Source organism: Mycobacterium sp. (assembly GCF_039583785.1).
In the GTDB taxonomy this organism is placed as follows: domain Bacteria; phylum Actinomycetota; class Actinomycetes; order Mycobacteriales; family Mycobacteriaceae; genus Mycobacterium.
Genome location: NZ_JAVKSG010000017.1, coordinates 34413 through 57013, shown reverse-complemented (window position 1 = coordinate 57013; position 22601 = coordinate 34413). Strand labels below are relative to the sequence as shown.

The following is a 22601-nucleotide window of genomic DNA, read 5'->3' as shown; positions in this document are numbered from 1 at the left end:
TCCAAGGCGCTGGCCAACTTCCTGTTCGGCGACGACGACGCGCTCATCCAGATCGACATGGGCGAGTTCCACGACCGGTTCACCGCGTCGCGGTTGTTCGGTGCCCCACCGGGATACGTCGGTTACGAAGAGGGCGGCCAGCTCACCGAAAAGGTGCGGCGCAAGCCCTTCTCGGTGGTGTTGTTCGACGAAATCGAGAAGGCGCACCAGGAGATCTACAACAGCCTGTTGCAGGTGCTCGAAGACGGTCGGCTCACCGACGGGCAAGGTCGCACGGTCGACTTCAAGAACACCGTGCTGATCTTCACCTCGAACCTGGGTACCTCCGACATCAGCAAGGCGGTCGGATTGGGCTTCACCCAGGGTGGTGGCGACAACAACTACGAGCGGATGAAGCAGAAGGTCAACGACGAGCTGAAAAAGCATTTCCGCCCGGAGTTCCTGAACCGTATCGACGACATCATCGTCTTCCACCAGCTGACTCGCGAAGAGATCATCGAGATGGTCGACCTGATGATCGGCCGGGTGGGCAAACAGCTCAAGGCCAAGGACATGGCAATGGAGCTCACCGACAAGGCGAAGTCGCTGCTGGCCAAGCGCGGCTTCGACCCGGTGCTCGGCGCCCGTCCACTGCGACGCACCATCCAGCGGGAGATCGAGGACCAGCTCTCCGAGAAGATCCTCTTCGACGAGATCGGCCCGGGTCAGCTCGTCACGGTCGACGTGGACAACTGGGACGGCGAAGGTTCCGGCGAGGATGCGGTGTTCAGCTTCGTCGGGCACCGCAAACCTGCCGAGTCTGACCTGGCGAGCTCCGTTGTGCACGCCGCCGGCAGCACGGGGACGACCACTTAGTAGACCGCCCGAAAAGGCCGGCTGGCGCAACGCGTCAGCCGGCCTTCTCGGCTATTCGGCGGGCGCGGCCACTTGGTAGCGGGCCTCGGTTTCGATGGAGTCGCGGTGATTCCAGGTCGCCGGCAGACGACGGAGAAGCGCAGGCACCCGGCCGCCTGTCAGTGTTGGGTGAGCAGCAACGCAAACACTTGCTTGGCGATCTGCAGCATCCAGCCGGTGATAGCGGGGCCGTGATCGCGTGGCCAGTTCAGCTGAAAACTCACCACCCACGCCTGGTGGGTCTTGTCGACCGCGTACCAACTGAAGGTCAGATCACCGGGCAGGCCACCGGCTTTCGCGGCGATGTAGGGCCAGTCGTTGCGGTCCAGGTCGACCCCGGTGGAGACATCGAGGATCTTGTGGACGGGCGCTGCCGCGCCCACAGCGCCGGCCTGCAGTGCCACGTGTAACCGGCAGATATCTTCAGCGCTGCCATACCATTCCGCACCCGAATCGGAGGCCGGCACGTGCGCCCGGAACGGATCAGGTTGATAGATGGCCGAATCGGCTCGTCGTAGCATCTCGGCCCGGTCCTCCGGGGTGCCGTGCTTCCATTGCTCACGCAGGTCCGGGCGGCCCCAGGCGACAGTGAACAGTTCGTACATCGTCGGAAACGGCGTCATCGAGCCCGGGTCGTGATGGCCCGCCTTGGCCAGGGCGGCGTCCACCGCTTGTGGGCCGACCCTTTCGATCAGCATGTCGGTCGCCATGTTGTCGCTGGTGGCAATCATTTTTTCGGCCGCGGTGCGCACCGAGATCTGCGCTCCCACAGGAAGATCCATGCTCGAACCGACAGCCTTGCCCTTTTCGGTGACAGTCAGCGGGTCGTCCCAGGACACCGTCCCGGCCTTGATGGCGTCGGAAACGGCATAGAGCACATATAACTTGAAGATCGACGCCAACGGTAGCGACAAGTCGGTTTTGGTACCGGCCACCCGATCGCATCGACCGTCATCGATTCTGGTGGCCTGCCACGAGTAGCGAGCGTTGGTCTTGCTCAGCACCGCGTCGACGTCGCTCCACGACGAGATCTTCGGGGCCACAGTGGTGAGGTCGAACCCGTCCACCATCGAGTCGTCATTGGTGTGTATCCGAATCTCTTGCTGTGCGCCGTAAGACGTGGTCAGCTTCAGGGTTGCGGCACCTGCTTTGAGGTCGACTCCGTCCAGCGTGAACGGCCGATCCCACCACAGCTTCTCCATCATGGACTGGATTTGGGCGGCCATCTTGGGAGCCGCCATGGTACCGACCGCGACCGGGCCGATCGGCCAGTCAGAGTTCAGCATGTCCAGCGTCTGTTGCGCGCGCAGTCCGGCTGGCGTCCGCATGTCGATACCACGGCTGGCGCCGGCTGCGTTCGCCGAGGGTGGGGGTGGCGGTGCGCAACCCTGGGCCAGGGCGGCGACGAGCGCGGTGGCGGCCGCCACCGCGGCCACCCGGCGCAGGCGGGGCTTACTGGCCAGATCCGGCAACGTCTAACACAACCTCGAACTCCAGCAACGACGCCCCGGTCGCCACTGGATTCTGTCGGTGGCCGGCGTGCGCATCGATGGCGGGGCCGGTCGTCCACGCCTGAAAGGCCTCTTCGGACTCCCACTGCGTCACCACGAAGTACCGGTCTTCACCCTTGACGGGGCGGAGCAACTGAAAGCCCAGGAAACCCGGCGAGTTCTCGACTGCGTGCGCGCGGTGGGCGAACCGCTTCTCGAGCTCGGGGCCCGCGTCGGCGGGCACCTCGATTGCGTTGATCTTCACCACTGGCATAGCGCAAGGCTACCGCGCCGGCCTCGGCCGACGATGCGGGCCGTGAGCGGCCCGGGGCAGAGCCGAGCAATCTGCCCTGCGGCCGACCTGAAGCGCGCAAAGATGGGTAAATGGCGCCTGATCCGCTAACCCGTCGTGGTGGGCACGGTGAACCGGTGGTCTTGGTGCACGGCCTGATGGGCCGCGGCAGCACCTGGTCGCGTCAACTGCCGTGGCTTACTCAGCTCGGCACCGTCTATACCTACGACGCGCCCTGGCACCGGGGTCGCGACATCGAGGATCCGTTCCCGATCAGCACCGAGCGTTTCGTGGCCGACCTCGGTGACGCCGTCGCCGCGCTGGGCACCGCGGTTCGGCTGGTCGGGCACTCGATGGGTGCTCTGCACTCGTGGTGTCTGGCTGCCGAGCGGCCGGAGTTGGTTTCGTCGCTGGTGGTCGAGGACATGGCGCCGGACTTCCGCGGCCGCAGCACCGGTCCGTGGGAACCATGGCTGCACAACTTGCCGGTCGAATTCAATTCCGCCGAAAGGGTATTCGCCGAGTTCGGCGATGTGGCGGGCCGGTACTTCCTGGACGCCTTCGACCGAACCGAAACCGGGTGGCGGCTGCACGGATACCCGTCTCGATGGATCGAGATCGCCGCCGAGTGGGGCACCCGTCACTACTGGGCGCACTGGCAGGCGGTGCGGTCACCCACGCTGCTCATCGAGGCGGGTAACTCCGTGGCCCCCGCCGGTCAGATGCAGACCATGAGCGAGAATGGTTACTGCGCAGCATATTTGCGGGTGCCCGAGGCGGGACACCTGGTTCACGACGACGCGCCGCAGGCGTACCGTCGGGCGGTGGAGTTGTTCCTGGCCGCGGTCTAGCCCTCCTCACCGGCCAGCGCGAATCGGCCGTCGCTGGTCTTGGCCACCAAGCCGTCGGTCAGTAAAGACTCCAGCGCCCGGTCGCGCTGCGCGGTGTCGCGTAACCACACCACGTCGAGTTGGTCACGGGTCACCGGTAAGTCGTTGCCGCGCAACACGTCCAATAGGCGACCGCGAACCTGCCGGTCGGTCCCGGCGTAACGCTGCGGTCGACGGACCGGACCTTCCGACGGCGGGAAACCGGCTTGCCGCCACCGGCAGGCGCTGAGCGGGCACAGCCCGCACTTCGGCGTTCGTGCGGTGCACACGATGGCGCCCAATTCCATCAGAGCCGCGGAAAACGTAGGTGCTGTCGAGTCTTTGGGTAGCAGCGCCGACACGTCAGCGTGATCGCGGATCGCCGAAGCCGACCCGGCGTCCGCCCTGCCGTGTACCGCCCGGGCCACCACCCGGCGGACGTTGGTGTCGACCACCGGCACCGACTGCTGGTAGGCGAAGCACGCGATTGCTCGGGCGGTGTAGCTGCCGACTCCCGGCAGAGTCAGTAGGACATCGACGTCGTCGGGAACCTGCTCGCCGTGATCACGGGTGATGACGATGGCGCACTCGTGCAGGCGTTTGGCTCGCCGCGGGTAGCCGAGCTTGCCCCAGGCGCGCACGATCTCGCCTGTGCTGGCCGCGGCCGTCGCAGATGGCGTCGGCCACCTCGCGGTCCAGTCCCGCCAGATCGGCTCCACCCTGGATACCGGTGTTTGTTGAAGCATGAATTCGCTCACCATGATTTGCCACGGCGTCACATCGTGCTGTCGCCAGGGGAGGTCCCTTCGTGACCGCTCGTACCAGTCCAGAAGTTCACTCGGCGCGAGGGAGAGTGTCACGGCCGGTTACGGCAGAATGAGCGCCATGCCGAATACCGATCCCGTAACTGCGTGGAAAGCACTCAAAGAGGGTAACGAGCGTTTCGTCGCCGGCCGGCCCGCGCACCCCAGCCAAAGCATTGCCCACCGCGCCAGCCTGGCCAAAGGTCAGAAACCCACCACCGCGCTCTTCGGCTGCGGCGACAGCAGGGTGGCCGCCGAGCTCATCTTCGACCAGGGCCTCGGCGACATGTTCGTGGTTCGTACCGCTGGCCACGTGATCGACTCCGCGGTGTTGGGATCACTGGAATTCGCGGTCAGCGCGCTGGGCGTGTCGGTGATCGTGGTCCTCGGCCATGACAGCTGCGGAGCGGTCCAGGCGACGCTGGCCGCGCTCGACGATGGCGCGCTGCCCGGCGGTTACATCCGTGACCTGGTCGAGCGGGTGACGCCGTCGATTCTGCTGGGCCGCAGTGAAGGCCTCACCCGGGCCGACGAGTTCGAGGCGCGCCACGTGGTCGAGACCGGCACCCAACTGGTCGAGCGTTCGGCGGCGATCGCCGACGCGGTTGCCGCCGGCGACTTGGCGATCGTCGGCGCCACCTATCACCTCGCCGACGGGCGGGTGGTCATCCGCAACATCATCGGCGACGTCGGCGACCAGGTCGACGCCTAGAACGAGTTGGTGAGATACAGCTCCAGGGAGTTGACCACGCTCTCGAGTAGTCCGCTGTTCGCGGCGCCGTGATCGAATACCGCGCTGAGCCAGGCGTCGTTGTTGTTGATGTTGTCGGAGATGTTGACTTCGGTGAGCAAGTTGTCGGTCGTGGTGGTCGCGTCGGCGACTTGAGTTGGTGTCAACCCCAGGTACTCCACGTGCCGGTAGAACGTGTTGAACAGCGGGTCCAGCAGCCCACCTTGGGTGAAATCGGGCTGGAAGTCGGCGACCCCGTCGCCGGCCAGCGTGTAGACGGTCGTGGGGTAGAGGTTGTCCGGCGTCACGTTTCCCAGGACGCCGTCGAAGCCGAGATCCGTCAGAAGAGTGTTGGTCAGGCTGGTCCCGAAGATCCCGTCCAGGTCGGTGACGATGTTGGGCCACGCGCCGGTCTCCGCCAGCGAGGGATCCCCGATGAAGACGAAGTGCAGATCCTGGCTGGGGATACCGTCGGCCTCGAGTCGGGTCATGGCGATCGACTCCGCAGTCGCGCTCTGCGAATAGCCGAAGATTGTCAGCGGGTGCTCGGCGTCGAAAGCGCCCGGGTCCGCTTTGAATTCGTTCAGCACGGCAAGAGTGACGTCGTCCGCGGCGGTGAAGCTGCTCGGGCCCTGCTGGATCAGTTCGGGTGTCGTCAGCACCTGCAGCGGCGCGGCGCACGGGTCGGTCGCGACCATGTCGCAGACCGTGGAGGAGGTCGCGCCGCCGTCGAAGCCCAGCGCATGCAGGTACACGTCCTCGGCTGTCTGCGCGAACGCGGTCGACGGCGTCGGCTCGGTGGTTCCGCCGAGGATGATCGCCGTGTCGCTGCCCGCCAGCGCTGGGAGCAGCGTGTCGTCGGCATGGGCGGCCGGACTGCTCAACAGGCCGGCGAGGCCGCTCATCAGACCAACGGCGGCAACTTTCGCGAGCGCTCGGTATCCGTTCACCGAAGTTTCCTATCAGAAGTTAAGCCCGGATTTGGGAAGTTACCCAATCTTGGGTGAGAAGGGCTGCGGTCGCGCAGCTGCGGCCTGCCGAAAAGCCGGCCGATCTGGCCTTTCACCGTCAGCTCGGAAATACCCAGTCAGTCGGCGATCGCGGCGTTGGTTCTGGTGGCCGCGCCGCAAGCTCTGGCGGCCGGCCACCAGCAGCGAGAGCAAGTAACAACTCGGCAACAGTTTGCTGGGCGACACGCCGAGCCGGGTCGGCGCTGTCGGTGTGACCTGGCCTTACCGTGTATCCGTGCTGGATCTGCAACCGCGAGGCCCGCTGCCACCGGAGATCTACTGGCGGCGCCGGGGATTGGCGATCGGCGTCGGGGTCGTGGTGGTCGCCATCGTCGTCGCGATCATCGTCGCAGTGGTGAGCGGAGACGCCGGCACCAACACCTCGAACGCCGCCAAGAAGCCGACTCAAACAGCGCAGGGGGCGAACCCCGAGGTCAAAACCCAGGTTGAGCCGCCGGCGGCCGGTGAACAAGCCGTCCAGCCGCCCGCGACGCCGACCGCCGCCGTCCAGCCGCCGCCGGTGCTCAAAGAAGGCGACGACTGCCCAGATTCCACGCTGGCCGTCAAGGGCCTGACCAACGCACCGCAGTACGCCATCGGCGACCAGCCGAAGTTCGTCATGGTCGTGACCAACATCGGGCTGGTGGCCTGTAAGCGCGACGTCGGAGCTGCCGTGCTGGCCGCCTACGTCTATTCGCTCGACAACCAGCGGCTGTGGTCGAACCTGGACTGCGCGCCGTCCAACGAAACCCTGGTCAAGACCTTCGCCCCCGGCGAGCAGGTCACCACCGCCGTCACCTGGACGGGGATGGGCTCGGCGCCGCACTGCCCGTTGCCGAGGCCGGCGATCGGACCAGGCACCTACAACCTCGTCGTGCAGCTGGGAAACCTTCGCTCCCTTGCGGTTCCGTTCATCATGGCCCCGCCGCTGCCTCCGGGCGCTGCACCCCCTCCGCCGCCGCCCGGGTTGCCGGGCGCAACGGGATCTGGGCCGCTGCCCGGCCCGCCACCCGCTCCCGGCGGCTGAGCAGAAGCTGATAGCGCGGCTCCGCATCGCGGTGAGCGCTCTGCATCGTCGCCGCGCCTAGCTGAGTGGATCGCTGATGGTCGATTCGGCCAACTGCGACAGCCCTTCTCGCACCTGGCGGGCCCAGATCTCACCGATCCCTTCGACCGCTTCCATATCGCCCGCGCTGGCCGCCAGCAGGCCCTGCAGCGTGCCGAACTCGCGGACCAGTCGGTCGGCGTGGGCGAACTGGAGTCGCGGGATCTCCGACATCGCCCGGTAGCCGCGCGAGCTCACCGCCGAATCCTGTGCCTCGGCCGTCGACGGGTAACCAAAAACCCTTGCCATCGCGGTGAAGTCGAGTAGTTCAGCGTCAGACATGGTGTCCAGCTCGTCGAGCGTGACGGCGACCTCGGCCTTGGACAGCGGTTCGGGGTTGGCGTGGTAGTCGCGCACGACCAGCTCGCGAGAGGCCTCGTTGCCGCCGAGAAGCTCTTCCAGTTGCAGCCGTAGCTGGCGCCCGTCGGTGCCCAGTTCGACGACCTCGTTGTCCAGTTCGACGCCGATGCGGCGGACCAGCTCCAGCCGCTGCACCACCGTCATCACGTCGCGCAGCGTGACGAAGTCCTCGATCTCCGCACGGGACAGCTGCCGGCTGACCTCGTCGAGCCGGGCTTTGTACCGCTCCAGCGTGGCGAGGGCCTGGTTGGCCCGAGACAGGATGGTCGACGAGTCGGCCAGCACGTGCCGCTCACCGCTGAGATAGACGGTCACGATGCTCATCGAGTGGCTGACCGAGATCACCGGGTAGCCGACCTGGGTGGCGGCCCGCTCGGCCGAGCGGTGCCGGGTCCCGGATTCGTCGGTGGGTATCGACGGGTCGGGCACCAACTGCACGTTGGCCCGCAGGATCCGGCTGCCGTCGGTGGACAGCACCACCGCACCGTCCATCTTGCACAGCTCCCGGAGCCTGGTTGGTGCGTAGCGCACGTCGAGCGAGAAGCCGCCGTCGCAGATCGTTTCCACGCTGTCGTCGAAGCCGAGCACGATCAGGGCGCCGGTCCGGCCGCGCAGGATGCGCTCCAGCCCGTCGCGCAGCGCGGTGCCCGGCGCCAGCCGCGCGACCGCCTCACGCAGGGTGGGACGCTGCTGCGGCGCCGAGCCGTTCATCGCTGCATCGCCGAGGGTCATCACCACTTATTGTGCTCCGTGGGTGCCGAGTCCAGTCGATGCGGTGCCACGGGCGCGGTGTCGCAACGCTCGGCGATGTTGAGGACGTGCTCCAACGCGGCGCCGATGTGCGGTGCCTGCAGCGTCTTCAGGCCGGGCGGCACGGTGCCACTGCCCGACGGGATCAGCGCCGTGGTGAAGCCCTGCCGCGCCGCTTCGGCCAGTCGGCGTTCCATGCCGCTGACCCGCCGTAGATCGCCGGCCAGCCCGACTTCGCCGATCATCACCGCGGTCGCCGGCAGCGGCAGGTTGGCATACGCCGACGCCAGCGCCACCGCGACCGCCAGGTCCGACGACGGATCGGTCAGCCGCATGCCGCCCACGGTCGACAGGTAGACGTCGTTGACGGCGATCTTGAGCCGGGCGTGCTTTTCCAGCACGGCGGCGATCATCGAAGCGCGCGCGTGATCGATCCCGCTGACCGCGCGGCGCGGGGAGCCGCCCGACGGCGTGGCCAGCAGCGCCTGGATTTCGCCGACCAGCGGTCGCTTGCCGTCGAGGGTCACGGTGATCGCGGTACCCGCGACCGGTTGCGGCCGCTGGTCCAAGAAGAGCCCGGACGGGTCAGGCAAACCCTCAATTCCTTTGTCTTGCAACAGAAAACAGCCAACCTCGTCTGCAGCGCCGAAGCGGTTCTTCACGCCGCGGACCATCCGCAGCAACGAGTTGCGGTCGCCTTCGAAGTGCAGGACCACGTCGACCAGGTGCTCGAGTGAGCGTGGACCCGCGATGGCGCCGTCCTTGGTGACATGGCCGACCAGAATCAGCGGCACCCCGGTGGTTTTCGCCGCGGCGGTCAGTGCGGTGGTGACCGCGCGCACCTGCGTGACACCCCCGGCGACGCCGTCACTGTCAGAGCTGGCCATGGTCTGCACCGAGTCGACGACGACCAGCGTCGGCTGCACAGCTTCGATGTGGCCGAGCACAGCATGCAGATCCGAGTCGGCGGCCAGGTAGAGCTCGTCGTGGCTGCAGCCGGTCCGGTCGGCGCGCATCCGGATCTGACCGCGCGACTCTTCGCCGGATACATACAGCGCGCGCCGCCCGGAAGCCGCCCATTGGTGGGCGACCTTGAGCAGCAGCGTCGACTTTCCCACCCCCGGATCGCCGGCGAGCAGCGTGACCGAACCCGGCACGACGCCGCCGCCCAGGACGCGGTCGAGTTCGTCAATTCCGGTGGGGCAGTGGCGAGTTCCGTCTGGCTCGACCGAGCTGATCGGGACGGCGGCCGACGCCGGGCGCACTATGGAACGGGCGCTGCCGCGGACCGCGCTGAGCACCGCGACCTCGTCGACGGAACCCCAGGTGCCGCATTCCAGGCAGCGTCCGACCCACTTCGCGGTGACATGGCGGCATTCCGAGCAGCGGTACTGGATGCGTGCCTTGGCCACCCCGTGACGGTATCCGGCGGGTGTGACAAATCAGCCGAGGTCAGCGCTGCGGGGGTTCCGGTGCCGAAATCGGCACCGCCACGCTGACGCTGCCGGCCTTCTCGAAGTCAAAGGTGACGTTGTAGTTCGGGCCGTTGGTGATCGGCTTGCTCAGTGTGATGGTCGCTTTGACCGTGTCGGCGTTCTCGCCTTTGTTGGCCTTCTTGGGCTGGTCGTTCTGCGTGCCGACGAACAACACGCCGTTGGCGTGCAGGGTGGGGTCGCCGGTGATGGTCACCTTGCCGATGTCGGTGGTGATACCGACCAGCCTGTCGGTGGTGTCCGGCGACTGGTTGACGGCGACGAGGACGAGAGGGACCGTCGCCCCCGGGCGTAGATAGTCACCGGTCTGCAAGGCCTCGATGTGCACGTTGCGCAGGGCGACGTCCTTGACCCCCGCCGTGTTGCCGTTGACAGCGGATTGCTCCATGGCGGTCTGCGCGATCTGGCCGACGCCACATCCGGAGAGTGCGGCAGCGCCGATCGCGGCGCCCGCGGCCAGCCGGACGAGATTTGCCGAGTGACGAGATCTCGGGACGCGGTAGTCGAAGCGGTTCACTCAAAGCCTCCTGCTCGGCCCTCGAACGCCTGTGGTTCGACTATGCACAGTAGTAGGTCGGTCTGGTCGGGGGAAGTTGAGGGCAGGGATGGTGCGAGCAGCCGGTTAGAGCAGGGCAGCAACACCGAACCTGAGACGAACAGCACACCGCAAAGGGCTTGTGAGCAGCGCCGAACAGGTTCTGAACCGGTTGCCTCGTTGCATGAATTTCGCGGTCTGTCAACCCCCTCTCCGCACCTGCTGTGCCCCTGACCTGCACCGTTGTTCCACACGTGTTGGCGCGGCGTGTTAGCATGGAGGAACGAAAGGGGCTCGAAACTGATGAATTTTGCGGTCGGAGACACCGTTGTCTATCCACACCACGGTGCTGCGTTGATCGAGGCGATCGAAACTCGGACCATCAAAGGGGAGCAGAAAGAGTATCTCGTCTTGAAGGTGGCGCAGGGCGACCTGACTGTTCGAGTACCCGCGGACAACGCCGAATACGTCGGCGTCCGCGATGTGGTCGGCCAAGAGGGCCTCGACAAGGTGTTCCAGGTGCTTCGCGCGCCGCACACCGAAGAGCCGACGAACTGGTCCCGCCGCTACAAAGCCAACCTGGAAAAGCTCGCCTCCGGCGACGTCAACAAGGTCGCTGAGGTCGTCCGCGACCTGTGGCGCCGCGACCAGGAGCGTGGGCTGTCCGCCGGCGAGAAGCGCATGCTGGCCAAGGCCCGTCAGATCCTGGTCGGCGAGCTAGCGCTGGCCGAGAGCACCGACGACGCCAGGGCATCCACCATTCTCGACGAGGCTCTGGCCGCAGCGTCCTGAATTTCCTGACAACTTCTTAACGCTCGAGGACCCGCATTGACCGGCACGGTCGCGGTCGTTCCGGCCGCTGGCTCGGGCGAACGCCTGGCTGCCGGCGTTCCCAAGGCGTTCTATCGGCTCGACGGCCGGACTCTGGTCCAGCGTGCCGTGGACGGCCTGCTGGCGTCTGGCGTGGTCGATCGCATCGTGGTTGCGGTGCCCGCCGACCGCACCGACCGGGCCACGTTGATCCTCGGCCGCGACGCGACTGTGGTGGCTGGCGGGGCCAATCGCGGCGACTCGGTGAGCCGGGCGCTGGCTGCCGTCGCCGACGCCGAAGAGCCCGACTTCGTGCTGATACACGATGCGGCCCGAGCCCTGACGCCGCCCGATCTGGTGGTGCGTGTCGTCGAAGCGCTGCGTGCCGGGCATCCGGCGGTGGTGCCCGCGCTGCCGGTCGCAGACACCATCAAGGCCGTCGACGCCAACGGCGCCGTGCTGGGCACCCCGGGGCGGGCCGGCCTGCGCGCCGTGCAGACCCCACAGGGCTTCACCACCGAGCTGTTACGCAGGGCCTACCGGCAAGCCGGCACGGCGGAGTTCACCGACGACGCATCCCTGGTCGAGCACATCGGCGGCCGGGTGCAGGTGGTCGACGGCGACCCACTAGCCTTCAAGATCACCACCAGGCTGGATTTGCTGCTGGCGCACGCGATCGTGAACCAATGAACGTCCGAGTCGGGCTGGGCACCGATGTCCACGTCATCGAAGCCAGCCGGCCATGCTGGCTGCTGGGCCTGCTGTTTCCCGACGTCGGCGGGTGTGCCGGGCATTCCGACGGTGACGTGGCCGTGCACGCGCTGTGCGACGCGCTGCTGTCGGCGGCGGGCCTGGGGGACATCGGCGCCGTGTTCGGCGTAGACGACCCGCGCTGGGTCGGCGTCACCGGCGTGACGATGCTGCGCCACGTCGCCGAGCTGCTGGCCGAGCAAGGCTTTCGGGTCGGTAACGCGGCGGTCCAGGTGGTCGGCAACCGGCCCCGAGTCGGCCCGCGCCGCGCCGAGGCGCAGGCCGTGCTGTCTGCGGTGCTGAACGCGCCGGTATCGGTATCGGCCACCACCACCGACGGGCTGGGCCTGACCGGACGCGGCGAGGGCCGAGCCGCGATTGCCACCGCCCTGCTGATCGACGTCGACCGACCGCTGAGCTGAACCGTTCGGCGTCGCGCTGGTCGTCGGGGCCCTATCCGGCCAGGTAAGCTGGCACGTCGTGACCGATTGCGCCGACCTGCGGCTACACGACACGGCAACCGGTGCCGTTCGTGATTTCGTCCCGCTACGGCCCGGCCACGTTTCCATCTATCTGTGTGGCGCCACCGTCCAGGGCCTGCCGCACATCGGCCACGTGCGCAGCGGGGTGGCGTTCGACATCCTGCGGCGCTGGTTGACGGCACGGGGCGGCGACGTCGCGTTTGTCCGCAACGTCACCGACATCGACGACAAAATCCTGACCAAGGCCGCTGCCGCGGACCGGCCGTGGTGGGAGTGGGCGGCGACCTACGAGCGGGCGTTCTCGACTGCCTACGACGCGCTCGGCGTCCTGCCGCCGTCTGCCGAACCGCGGGCCACCGGGCACATCACCCAGATGGTCGAGCTGATCGAGCGACTGATCGAGTCCGGCAACGCGTACGAGGGTTGCGGTGACATCTATTTCGACGTGCAGAGCTACCCCGACTACGGTCAGCTGTCCGGGCACCGGATCGACGACGTGCATCAGGGTGAGGGCGTGGCGACCGGCAAGCGCGATCAGCGTGATTTCACGCTGTGGAAGGCCGCCAAGCCCGGCGAGCCGTCGTGGCCGACGCCGTGGGGGCGCGGCCGGCCCGGCTGGCATCTCGAGTGCTCGGCGATGGCCCGCACCTATCTGGGCCCGGAATTCGACATCCATTGCGGTGGAATGGATTTGGTGTTCCCGCACCACGAGAACGAGATCGCGCAGAGCCGCGCGGCCGGCGACCAGTTCGCCAGGTACTGGCTGCACAACGGCTGGGTCACCCTGGGCGGTGAGAAGATGAGCAAGTCGCTGGGCAACGTGTTGGCGATCCCGGCGATGCTGCAGCGCGTCCGCGCCGCCGAGCTGCGCTACTACCTTGGCAGCGCCCACTACCGCTCGATGCTCGAGTTCTCCGAGACCGCGTTGCAGGACGCGGTCAACGCCTACGCCGGCATCGAGGAGTTCCTGCATCGGGTGCGCACCAGAGTCGGTGCCGTCGAGCCGGGGGAGTGGACGCCGCGGTTCGCGGCCGCCCTCAACGACGACCTGGCGGTCCCGGCGGCGCTGGCCGAAGTGCACCGCGCCCGCGCCGAGGGCAACCGCGCGCTGGACGCCGGCGACCACGACGCCGCGCTGGCCCAAGCCGGCGCGATTCGGGCGATGATGGGCATTCTCGGCTGCGATCCGCTCGATGAGCGCTGGAAGTCGCGCGACGAGACGTCAGCCGCGCTGGGTGCGGTCGACGTGCTGGTACGCGCCGAGTTGGAACGCCGTCAACAGGCTCGGGCGCAACGGGATTGGAAGCTGGCCGACGAGATCAGAGATCGGCTCAAAGACGCCGGCATCGAGGTCACCGACACCGGCGACGGCCCGCAATGGTCGCTGGAGTCCCAGGCCGATGCCCGGTAACTCGCAGCGTCGCGGCGCGATCCGCAAGACGTCCAAGAAGGGCCCGACCGTCGGCTCCGGCGGCCAACGGCGCCGTGGTGTCGAGGGTCGCGGTGCGACTCCACCCGCGCACATGCGGCCGAACCATCCGGCCGCCAAGAAGGCCAAAGCACAGGCACGCCGGCCCGTCAAGCGCAAAGACGACGGTGTCGAGAATGTTCTCGGGCGCAACCCGGTACTGGAGTGTCTGCGCGCAGGGGTTCCGGCGACCGCGCTGTATGTCGCGCTCGGCGCCCAGGCCGACGAACGTCTCAGCGAATCCGTCACGCTGGCAGCAGATTCCGGCATCGCCATCCTGGAAGTGCCGCGCACCGACCTGGATCGGATGACCACCAACGGTTTACACCAGGGCATCGCACTCCAGGTTCCGCCGTACAACTATCTGCATCCCGATGAGTTACTCAAGACGGCGCTGACCAACCCGCCCGCACTGCTGGTCGCGCTCGACAACATCTCCGATCCGCGAAATCTCGGGGCGATCGTCCGCTCGGTTGCGGCGTTCGGCGGGCATGGGGTGCTGATTCCGGAACGGCGGTCTGCCTCGGTGACAGCTGTCGCCTGGCGGACCAGCGCCGGCGCCGCCGCCCGGATTCCCGTCGCGCGCGCCACCAATCTCAATCGGACACTAAAGGATTGGGCCGACAAAGGGGTGCAGCTGGTCGGTCTCGACGCCGATGGCGACACGATCGTCGATGATGTGGACGGTGCCGGGCCGATCGTGGTGGTGGTGGGATCCGAGGGCAAGGGGCTGTCCCGACTGGTGCGCCAGTCCTGCGATGCGGTGCTGTCGATTCCGATGGCCGGCGCATGCGAGTCGCTGAATGCGTCGGTGGCCGCCGGAGTGGTGCTGGCCGAGATCGCCCGGCAACGCCGCAGCTAGCCGAACGATTTCGTCTTCGAGTTGGTCCGGATGTAACGGTCTGGCGAGGTGGTGAGCAGGTGCACGAACGATTCGATGGTGGCCACGACGACGCCGGCCCTACCTTCTCGAGTCGGCCGCCCGCCCGCTAGATGCCGAGCAGTCGGCCCGCGGCCCACAACGCCAGCACCGCCGCGACCAGCGAGGTGGGCACGGTGAACAACCCGAGCCGGGTGTACTCGCCGACGCTCGCTGGCACGCCGTATCGCCGTAAAATGCTGCGCCACAGCAGGTTCGACAATGAGCCGACGTAGGTCAAGTTCGGGCCGATGTTCACCCCGAGCAGCACGGCCAGCACCGCTGCCGGGCCGGCCGATGCAACCAGCGGCACCATGACCAGGGTCGCGGGCAGGTTGTTGGCGATGTTGGCCAACACCGCGGCCAGCGCCGCGTAGCCGAGCAGGGCGAGCAGCCCAGAACCGGACGGCATCAGCGCGCCCATCCGCTCGGCCACGCCGTTGCGCATCACCGCCTGCACGACGACGGCCAACGCGAGCACGAAGACCAGAAACGGCACGTTGACCGCGCGGACGATCTCCACCGCCGAGGTGCGCCGGCTCGCGAGGTTGCGTACCGCCAGTACAGCCGCTCCTGCCAGCGCCGCCCAGGCCGGCGCCAGGTCGACCGTTTCGGCGATGACGAAGCCGGCCAGGGTCAGCACCACCACCACCAAAGCGAACACCGGTGTCCGGGGAGCGGATTCGTCCTTCTGAGGTTCCGGAGCCACGTCGAGATCGCGACGGAAGAATACTCGGAAGACCAGGTAGACGGTGCCCACCGCGGCCAGCCACGGCAGCGTCATCAGCACGGTGAACTTGACGAACGACAGTTTTGTAGCGCTGAACGCGAGCAGATTCGTCAGATTCGACACCGGAAGCAACAGCGACGCGGCATTGGCCAAGTGCGCCGTGGCGTAGGCATGCGGTCGGACCCGTGCCCGCAGTCGCCGGACCGTGGTCAACACCACCGGCGTCAGCAACACGACCGTCGCGTCGAGACTCAGCGCGGCAGTGATGATCGCTGCGATCACGAACACGTGCCTCAGCAGACGTCGTGAGTCGACTCGGCCACGCGCCATCGCGGCACCGGCCGCCTCGAACAGGCCTTCGTCGTCACACATCTTGGCCAGCAACAGCACGGCCCCCAGGAAGGCGACCACGGGGAGCAGTCGTTTGGCCTCAACCATCGCGTCGTGCACCGAGATCGCGCCGACGGCGATCAGCAGCGTCACAGCCGGCGCCGCCGCGATCGCCTCCGGCCAGCCCCGGGGGTGGACAACCGCGAACGCCAGCACGGCCGCCAGCGACACAACCGCCAGCAGGAGCGTCAAATTCGGGCCCAGGGGTCTTCGCGCCGCCACACCGTCGGCATGTCCAGCGCCACGCCGTCGCGGTCGGCCAGCCCACTCAAGATGCTCAGCGAGTTGTCCAAGTCGTCGGCCAGATACGGCAACGCCCGCAACGGCTTTGACAGCGGACGGAAGAAGTCGTCCCAGTGCACCAGGACCACGCGGCGGGCCCCGACGGTCTGTACCGTCTGCGCCCAGTAGTCGAGGACATACGACTCCGGTTGCACGCCGAGTTGTCCCACGCCGAGGTAGACGACATCGGCCCGTCGGCCCGCCAGTGCGCCTTTCACAAAACCGGCGCTGCCCTGGACCAACAGCCGCTGGTCCGACGGGCGGTGGTGGACGAATGTCGACCAGGCCTCGCCGCACCGGTAGGCCGCGGCCTTCACCGGTGGCACGACCGGCTGATCGATGGTGCCGGGAAACCGATCCGGTGGGCTGTGCCGCGACCCCACCAGCGTTATGTCGAAGGTGCCCAGCCGAATTGGTGCACCCGAGTCGGCCACCACCAGCCGCGACTCGTCCAGGCCGTGACCACGGCCGACGTTCGCCGCAGACTCGCCGCCGACCAACTTGGCACCGGTGCGATCGGCAACCAGCGCGGAATCCAACGCGTGGTCGAAATGGGTGTGCACCGGGACGACCGCCTCCAGACGTTTGACCCCGGCGCGTAGCAGAGATCCGTCGACGCGGGCCGGTGACGGCGCCACCTTGCCCACCCCGACGCGGGCCAGGCTGGGACGGGAGAAGAAGCCGTCGGTCATCAGCGCCGAGGAACCGTCGTCGATGAGCAGTGTCGAGACGCCCAGCCAGGTCACGGTCAGCGCAGCATCGGAGCCGGCGGCAGGTACGGTGAATCGGTGCGCGTGGCGCGTGAGATCTGGACGCCCGGGGCGCAGCCGCATCAGCAAAACGCCTTCAGCTCAATGCCGCCGGATGTCAGACGTTCGCGGACGATCGTCGCGATCTGTATCGCACCCGGCGAATCACCGTGTACACACACCGATTCCACGTCCACTGCGACCTCAGACCCGTCCACGGCGGTGACGATTCCCGAGGTCACCATGGTCAGCACGCGGTCGGCGATCACGGCGGGGTCGTCGAGCACCGCGCCGGGCTCGCGCCGCGAGACCAGTTGTCCGTCAGACCGATACGCCCGGTCGGCGAACGCCTCGCCCACCGTGCGCAGGCCACGCTTGCCGGCTTCGTCGAAGAACGCCGAGCCCGCCGCGCCCAGGACCGGCAGGCCGTTGTCGACCTGTCGCACTGCCTCCGCAACTGCGGCGGCCTGCTCGCGATTGGTCACAATCGTATTGTAGAGCGCCCCATGTGGTTTCACGTACGACACCGCGGATCCTACTGCTTGGGCCAGCCCGTGCAGGGCACCGATCTGATAGATGACATCGGCCAGCAGGTCCTCCGGTGTGACATCGATGAAGCGCCGGCCGAAGCCGGCCAGGTCGCGGTAGCTCACCTGCGCGCCAATCCGTACGCCGCGCTGCGCGGCGAGCCGGCACACCGCCAGCAGCCCGGCCGGATCGCCGGCGTGGAAACCGCAGGCGACGTTGGCGCTGGTGACGATGCCGAGCATCGCGTCGTCATCGCCGAGTTGCCAGACGCCGAAGCCCTCGCCCAGGTCGGCGTTGAGGTCGATGCAGGCCACGGTCGTCAGCTTAGTCGCCGAAAAACGGCTCACCGGCGCTAATCCCGTACCACCATCTCGAACGCCTACCACCGGCCGGATCAGCCAAGCCTGCAAAAAAGGCCGTCGCGCAGACCGGCCGCAAACTCACACCGCGGCGGTGTCTCCGTTGCCGATCAGCAGCCGCACCGCCAGCTCCAGCCGCTTGGCGACGTCGGTTGCCGAGGCCCGCCGGGTCAGCCAGGCCAACAGGTTGTTGGTCCATACATCCGAGATCACCCGGGCGATGTGGTACTGCTCCTCGGTCGGTTCTCCGTCGCTCATCGCCCGGGCGAACATCGAGTCGATCAGCTTCTCCACCTGATCCACCTCGCCGGCCGCGGACGCGTCGGCAAAGACGTAGGCGCGGGTCATCGCCTCGGTCAGCAGCGGGTTGCGCTGCATCGCACGATTGAGTTTGCTGATCATGAAGTTCAGCCGCTGATTCGGCGTTCCACCGACGAGCGTGGAGCGGTCGGTTTTGGCGTCGATACGTTCGAACTCGCGGCTCAGCGCGGACACCAGCAGGTGCACCTTGGACGGGAAATACCGGTACAGCGTGCCCACCGCGACGTCGGCTCGGTCGGCCACCGCACGCATCTGAACGGCCTCGTAACCGCCCTTGGAGGCGATCGCCATCGTCGCGTCCAGGATGCGCTTTCGACGCTCCCGCTGCGCTTCGGAGCCGAGTTCCGACTCGGCCAGTACCGCCACGTTCATCACCTTACGAGGTTGCGCAGAAGACGAACCCGAAGGCTGCCCCGGGTTGGGGTGTGCTGGCTCGGTAGCCGGACGGGTCATCTGACAGACAGCTCCTTCTCCTACGCGCTCGGTCGAAACGATACTCATGCCGAGCGCGAATATCCCACCTCCGTGCGGCCGGGACACCGGGATGTCCTGCTGCGATGGCGTTCGACTTGACGGTCGAACACTGGCACTATTAGAACACGTTCTAGTCCTGGGTGTTGCGTCTCCGGCAACGCCGATTCCGGTCGATCGAGGAGTTCAGGTGGCAGTACAGACCAGCACCATTTCCTTCGAACAGTGTGCGGCGCGGGAGTTGGTGCGCGACTGGGCTGCCGGCTCGGTCGCCACGGAAGCGGTCCGGGACATCGAACGGGGTGAGCCGACTGCCTGGCAGCCGGTGTTCGAAGGCCTGGCCGCCCTGGGCTTGTTCGGTGTAGCGGTCCCCGAGGACTGCGGTGGCGCCGGTGGCTCCGTCGAGGATCTGGCTGCGATGGTCGAGGAGGCCGCCAGGGCGTTGGTGCCCGGCCCGGTGGCGACGACGGCGTTAGCCGCACTCGTAGTGTCCGACCCCGGGTTGCGCGTCGCCCTGGCGGCCGGGGAGCGCACCGCCGGGGTGGCGCTCGACAGCGATGTCGAGTTCGACGAGGCGACCTCGCGGGTGTCGGGAACTGTGCCGTTCGTGCTCGGCGGGGTGGCCGGCGGTCTGCTGGTGGTGCCGGCCGGAGACACTTGGCTGCTCGTCGACGGCGCCGCCGACGGCGTATCCGTCGAGACGCTGCAGGCCACCGACTTTTCCCGACCTCTGGCGCGGGCGGTGCTGAGCGCGGCTCCGGCCACCGTGATCGACGCTCCGGTGACCGACCTGACAGCGGCGATGCTCTCGGCCGAGGCCGCCGGGGTCACCCGGTGGGCGCTGGACACCGCCGTCGCGTACGCCAAGGTTCGCGAACAGTTCGGTAAGCCGATCGGTGGCTTCCAGGCGATCAAGCACCTGTGCGCCGAGATGCTGTGCCGTACCGAGCAGGTGGCGGTGGCCGCCGCGGATGCGGCCCGTGCGGCCCGTGCGGCTCAGGACGGCGATGCCCGTCAGCTGTCCATCGCGGCGGCCATCGCTGCGGGAGTGGCCATCGACGCCGTCGAGGCCAACACCAAGGACTGCATCCAGGTGCTCGGTGGCATCGGGATCACCTGGGAGCACGACGCGCACCTGTATCTGCGACGGGCGTACGGTATCGGGCAGTTCCTCGGCGGTTCCGCCCGCTGGCTGCGCAGGACCGCCGAGCTGACCCAGAACGGCGTGCGCCGCGATCTCAGCATCGACCTCGGCGAGGTCGCCGACCTGCGGCCGGAGATCGCCGACGCGGCCGCCGGTGTGGCCGCGCTGGCCGACGCCGAACGGCAGGCCGCGCTGGCCGAAGCGGGGCTGCTGGCGCCGCACTGGCCCGCCCCGTACGGACGCGGCGCCGGGCCGGCCGAGCAGCTGCTGATCGACCAGGAACTGTCAGCGGTCGGCGTGACCCGGCCTGACCTGGTGATCGGCTGGTGGGCGGCGCCGACCATTCTCGAACACGGCACACCCGAGCAGGTGGAGCGGTTCGTGCCAGGCACCCTGCGCGGCGAAATCTTTTGGTGTCAACTGTTTTCCGAGCCCGGAGCCGGCTCGGACCTGGCGTCGCTGCGCACCAAAGCGGTCAGAGTCGACGGCGGGTGGGAGCTGACCGGACAGAAGGTGTGGACCTCGTCGGCGCACAAGGCGCAATGGGGTGTCTGCCTGGCGAGAACGGACCCGAACGCTCCCAAGCACAAAGGCATCACCTACTTCCTGATCGACATGAGCTCGCCCGGCATTCTGATCCGTCCGCTGCGCGAGATCACCGGCGACGCGTTGTTCAACGAGGTCTTCCTCGACAACGTGTTCGTCCCCGACGCGATGGTGGTCGGCACGGTGAACGACGGCTGGCGGCTGGCCCGCACCACGCTGGCCAACGAGCGCGTAGCGATGGCCGCAGGTACCGCGCTGGGTAACCCGATGGAACAGCTATTGACCGAGGCGGCCGAGGCGAATCTTGATGTCGCGCAACAGGATCAGTTGGCCAACTTGATCATCACCGCGCAGGTCGGGTCGCTACTGGATCAGCGCATCGCCCAGCTCGCGGTGGGTGGCCAAGATCCCGGCGCGCAGTCCAGCGTCCGCAAGCTGATCGGCGTGCGATACCGACAGGCACTGGCCGAGTACCGGATGGATCTGTCCGAGGGATCCGGTCTCGTCGAAGACGAGACCGTCAAGGACTTCCTCAACACCCGCTGCCTGACGATCGCGGGTGGCACCGAGCAGATCCTGTTGACGCTGGCCGCGGAACGGCTTCTGGGCCTGCCGCGCTGAAGCCCTCGTTGCTGTTTCGAGGTGTTACGAGAACCTGGCCTGCGCGCAGGTGCTCGGCGAGGTGACGTTGTTTCCGCCGTAGACCACCTGGATGTGGGTGCACATGATGACGGGCACGTTGGTGCGGGATTGGCCGGTGTGCCAATCGGTCGCGTCGATCCGGCCGGTGGTCTGGTACTTGTCCGGTCCGCCCTCGCCGGTGTAGATCGTGGTGACGTTGTCGTTGCCACCCTCTTTGAACACCCGGTCGTATTGCGCGGTGGCGTGCACGTCGAGATACAGCGTGCGGTCCATCGAGCGGATGTCGGTGCTTTGCCGCGACCAGAGGTCGTGTGGGAAACCGTCGACCCCGTCGCCGGTCCTGCGATCGGCGCCGACGGTGAAGTCGCAACTGCCGTTCGCGGCGTGGCAGTCGAGCGTGGCGCGGGTTTCCAGCTGGCTGCCGTCGTTGAGCGGTATCAGTGAGGTGGCGGTGTTACTGGCCGCCGGGGCCATTGCGGGGGGCGTCAACGCCAACATCACAGCGACGCCCGCACAAGCCGTGACCAGCCGCATCATCTCGAAGCGTCCTCTCGCTAAGCCTGAGCAGAACTTACGCCGCGGCTATTCGTCGTAGGTGACTTCGACCGAATCGGTCGCCGGGTGCGCCTGGCAGGCCAGGATCAGCCCGTCGTCGAGGTCCTGCTGCTCCAGCACATCGTTGACCTCCATCGTCACCTGGCCGCCGCGCAGCGTGGTGGCGCAGGCGCCGCAGTGGCCCTCGCGGCAGGAAAACGGGGCGTCCAGGCCCGCGTCCAGCAGTACGTCGAGCAGCTTCGCGGTGCGCGGCCACGGCACGGTGTGGGTCTGGCCGTCGAGTTCGACGACCGCGGTGGCCGGCGGCTCGGCCCCATCGTCCTTGATCTTCACCGCGGCGAACGGGTCGCTGTCCAGCGACTTGAACACCTCGAGATGTACTCGCGCCGCAGGCACTCTCAGCCGCTCCAGCGCCTCGCGGGCGGCTTCCATGAAGGGCCCGGGGCCGCAGATGAACGCCTGCCGGTCGGTGAGCGGCCCGGCCAACTGCGCCAGCGCGTTGGCCGACGGCAGCCCTTGCAGCGACTCCAGCCAGTGGATTACCGTCAGCCGGTCCGGGTACTTGGCGGCGAGCTCGCGCAGCGCGTCGGCGAAGATCACCGACCGCTCGTCGCGGTTGGCGTAGATCAGCGTCAGCTGTCCGCCGCCTTCGGACAACGCGGACTTGCAGATCGACACGATCGGCGTGATTCCGCTGCCCGCGGCCATCAGCACGAAATCGTCGTCGAGCGTCTTGGGCACGAAGGTGCCCGACGGCGCCAGCACGTGGATCCGCATACCGGCGTGGGCGTTGTCGCACAGCCAATTCGACGCGTAGCCGTCCTTGTCGCGTTTGACGGTGACGGTCAGCGCCTCGTCGTTGAACGGTGAACTGCACAGCGAGTAGCAGCGGGCCACCGAGCCGGTGCGGTCGCTGGGGACGCGCAGCGTCAGGAACTGGCCCGGGGCGTAGCGCAGCCGCTCCGCCGGCACGTCCACGCCGCCGGGGACCCGGAACACCAGCGAACGCGCGTCCTCGGTCTCGGTGACGACGTCGGCGATCTCCAGCTCCAATACGTGGCTGCCGAGTGGTTCGTCAGGAATTGTGCCCGTCACAACCCTGCCCTTCCTGCGATCATAACTAG

23 protein-coding genes are annotated in these 22601 nt (G+C 67.5%); 10 read left to right on the top strand and 13 right to left on the bottom strand.

Annotated elements, in window-relative coordinates:
- On the top strand, positions 1-855 hold an 855-nt coding region (locus ABDV69_RS08440), incomplete at its 5' end, for an AAA family ATPase (RefSeq protein WP_343573226.1).
- A gap of 158 nt (positions 856-1013) precedes the next feature.
- On the opposite strand, the gene ABDV69_RS08435 is transcribed toward ABDV69_RS08440, so the two are convergent.
- Both ABDV69_RS08435 and mhuD read right to left on the bottom strand, forming a co-directional pair.
- Positions 1014-2366: a serine hydrolase gene (locus ABDV69_RS08435; protein ID WP_343573225.1), complete on the bottom strand. Its 1353-nt coding sequence runs from the start codon at positions 2364-2366 to the stop codon at positions 1014-1016.
- A complete protein-coding gene (mhuD, locus tag ABDV69_RS08430; protein WP_343573223.1) occupies positions 2347-2658 on the bottom strand; it encodes a mycobilin-forming heme oxygenase MhuD in 312 nt (103 codons plus the stop codon). The genes ABDV69_RS08435 and mhuD overlap by 20 nt, the downstream gene beginning before the upstream one ends.
- A 110-nt stretch (positions 2659-2768) precedes the next feature.
- Here mhuD and ABDV69_RS08425 point away from each other — a divergent pair, with 110 nt between their 5' ends.
- On the top strand, positions 2769-3527 hold the full coding sequence (locus ABDV69_RS08425) for an alpha/beta hydrolase (RefSeq protein WP_343573222.1): 759 nt from the start codon (positions 2769-2771) through the stop codon (positions 3525-3527).
- Here the strand turns inward: ABDV69_RS08425 and ABDV69_RS08420 are convergent.
- The gene (locus ABDV69_RS08420) at positions 3524-4405 is read right to left on the bottom strand and encodes an A/G-specific adenine glycosylase (protein WP_343573220.1); all 882 of its coding nucleotides are present in this window, start codon (positions 4403-4405) and stop codon (positions 3524-3526) included. The two genes, ABDV69_RS08425 and ABDV69_RS08420, sit on opposite strands and share 4 nt — an antisense overlap.
- 25 nt (positions 4406-4430) lie before the next feature.
- Between ABDV69_RS08420 and ABDV69_RS08415 the strand changes: the two genes are divergently transcribed.
- On the top strand, positions 4431-5060 hold the full coding sequence (locus ABDV69_RS08415; protein WP_343573218.1) for a carbonic anhydrase: 630 nt from the start codon (positions 4431-4433) through the stop codon (positions 5058-5060).
- Here ABDV69_RS08415 and ABDV69_RS08410 read toward each other — a convergent pair.
- On the bottom strand, positions 5057-6028 hold the full coding sequence (locus ABDV69_RS08410) for a PE-PPE domain-containing protein (protein WP_343573217.1): 972 nt from the start codon (positions 6026-6028) through the stop codon (positions 5057-5059). The two genes, ABDV69_RS08415 and ABDV69_RS08410, sit on opposite strands and share 4 nt — an antisense overlap.
- 295 nt (positions 6029-6323) lie before the next feature.
- On the opposite strand from ABDV69_RS08410, the gene ABDV69_RS08405 reads away from it, so the two are divergent.
- Positions 6324-7115, top strand: a complete 792-nt coding sequence (locus tag ABDV69_RS08405) for a hypothetical protein (RefSeq protein ID WP_343573215.1) — start codon at positions 6324-6326, stop codon at positions 7113-7115.
- A gap of 57 nt (positions 7116-7172) precedes the next feature.
- Here the strand turns inward: ABDV69_RS08405 and disA are convergent, their stop codons facing one another.
- The 3 genes from disA to ABDV69_RS08390 are packed head-to-tail and all read right to left on the bottom strand — an operon-like array spanning position 7173 to position 10256.
- Positions 7173-8264, bottom strand: a complete 1092-nt coding sequence (gene disA / locus ABDV69_RS08400) for a DNA integrity scanning diadenylate cyclase DisA (RefSeq protein WP_343573232.1) — start codon at positions 8262-8264, stop codon at positions 7173-7175.
- A gap of 20 nt (positions 8265-8284) precedes the next feature.
- Positions 8285-9715, bottom strand: a complete 1431-nt coding sequence (gene radA / locus ABDV69_RS08395; RefSeq protein ID WP_343573214.1) for a DNA repair protein RadA — start codon at positions 9713-9715, stop codon at positions 8285-8287.
- A gap of 40 nt (positions 9716-9755) precedes the next feature.
- Complete coding sequence (locus tag ABDV69_RS08390) at positions 9756-10256, bottom strand: hypothetical protein (protein WP_343573230.1); 501 nt, start codon at positions 10254-10256, stop codon at positions 9756-9758.
- Between the two features lie 378 nt (positions 10257-10634).
- Between ABDV69_RS08390 and carD the strand changes: the two genes are divergently transcribed.
- From carD to rlmB, 5 genes are read left to right on the top strand one after another with little or no spacing between them, the layout of a single operon-like run.
- Positions 10635-11123 carry an RNA polymerase-binding transcription factor CarD gene (carD, locus tag ABDV69_RS08385; RefSeq protein ID WP_343573213.1) on the top strand — a complete coding sequence of 163 codons (489 nt, stop codon included), beginning with the start codon at positions 10635-10637 and terminating at the stop codon, positions 11121-11123.
- Positions 11124-11159: 36 nt separating this feature from the next.
- The gene (ispD, locus tag ABDV69_RS08380; protein ID WP_343573212.1) at positions 11160-11831 is read left to right on the top strand and encodes a 2-C-methyl-D-erythritol 4-phosphate cytidylyltransferase; all 672 of its coding nucleotides are present in this window, start codon (positions 11160-11162) and stop codon (positions 11829-11831) included.
- Positions 11828-12313 (top strand): 2-C-methyl-D-erythritol 2,4-cyclodiphosphate synthase, encoded by a 486-nt coding sequence (ispF, locus tag ABDV69_RS08375; protein ID WP_343573210.1) that lies wholly within the window; start codon positions 11828-11830, stop codon positions 12311-12313. The genes ispD and ispF overlap by 4 nt, the downstream gene beginning before the upstream one ends.
- 58 nt (positions 12314-12371) lie before the next feature.
- Positions 12372-13784 carry a cysteine--tRNA ligase gene (gene cysS, locus ABDV69_RS08370; RefSeq protein ID WP_343573209.1) on the top strand — a complete coding sequence of 471 codons (1413 nt, stop codon included), beginning with the start codon at positions 12372-12374 and terminating at the stop codon, positions 13782-13784.
- Positions 13774-14703 carry a 23S rRNA (guanosine(2251)-2'-O)-methyltransferase RlmB gene (rlmB, locus tag ABDV69_RS08365; protein WP_343573207.1) on the top strand — a complete coding sequence of 310 codons (930 nt, stop codon included), beginning with the start codon at positions 13774-13776 and terminating at the stop codon, positions 14701-14703. The genes cysS and rlmB overlap by 11 nt, the downstream gene beginning before the upstream one ends.
- Before the next feature lie 127 nt (positions 14704-14830).
- Here the strand turns inward: rlmB and ABDV69_RS08360 are convergent, their stop codons facing one another.
- From ABDV69_RS08360 to kstR, 4 genes are all read right to left on the bottom strand, one after another.
- Positions 14831-16072: an SLC13 family permease gene (locus tag ABDV69_RS08360; protein ID WP_343573205.1), complete on the bottom strand. Its 1242-nt coding sequence runs from the start codon at positions 16070-16072 to the stop codon at positions 14831-14833.
- Entirely contained in the window at positions 16069-16995 is a 927-nt protein-coding gene (locus tag ABDV69_RS08355) for an MBL fold metallo-hydrolase (RefSeq protein ID WP_343573203.1), read from the bottom strand. The genes ABDV69_RS08360 and ABDV69_RS08355 overlap by 4 nt, the downstream gene beginning before the upstream one ends.
- A complete protein-coding gene (locus tag ABDV69_RS08350) occupies positions 16995-17753 on the bottom strand; it encodes a 5-oxoprolinase subunit PxpA (protein WP_343573202.1) in 759 nt (252 codons plus the stop codon). Before ABDV69_RS08350 ends, ABDV69_RS08355 begins: the two co-directional genes overlap by 1 nt.
- Before the next feature lie 126 nt (positions 17754-17879).
- The gene (kstR, locus tag ABDV69_RS08345) at positions 17880-18485 is read right to left on the bottom strand and encodes a cholesterol catabolism transcriptional regulator KstR (protein ID WP_343573200.1); all 606 of its coding nucleotides are present in this window, start codon (positions 18483-18485) and stop codon (positions 17880-17882) included.
- A gap of 295 nt (positions 18486-18780) precedes the next feature.
- Between kstR and ABDV69_RS08340 the strand changes: the two genes are divergently transcribed.
- Complete coding sequence (locus ABDV69_RS08340) at positions 18781-20901, top strand: acyl-CoA dehydrogenase (protein WP_343573198.1); 2121 nt, start codon at positions 18781-18783, stop codon at positions 20899-20901.
- Between the two features lie 24 nt (positions 20902-20925).
- Here the strand turns inward: ABDV69_RS08340 and ABDV69_RS08335 are convergent, their stop codons facing one another.
- Complete coding sequence (locus ABDV69_RS08335) at positions 20926-21459, bottom strand: hypothetical protein (protein ID WP_343573196.1); 534 nt, start codon at positions 21457-21459, stop codon at positions 20926-20928.
- A 45-nt stretch (positions 21460-21504) separates the two neighbouring features.
- Positions 21505-22572 (bottom strand): ferredoxin--NADP reductase, encoded by a 1068-nt coding sequence (locus tag ABDV69_RS08330; RefSeq protein ID WP_343573194.1) that lies wholly within the window; start codon positions 22570-22572, stop codon positions 21505-21507.
- Positions 22573-22601 lie beyond the last annotated feature (29 nt).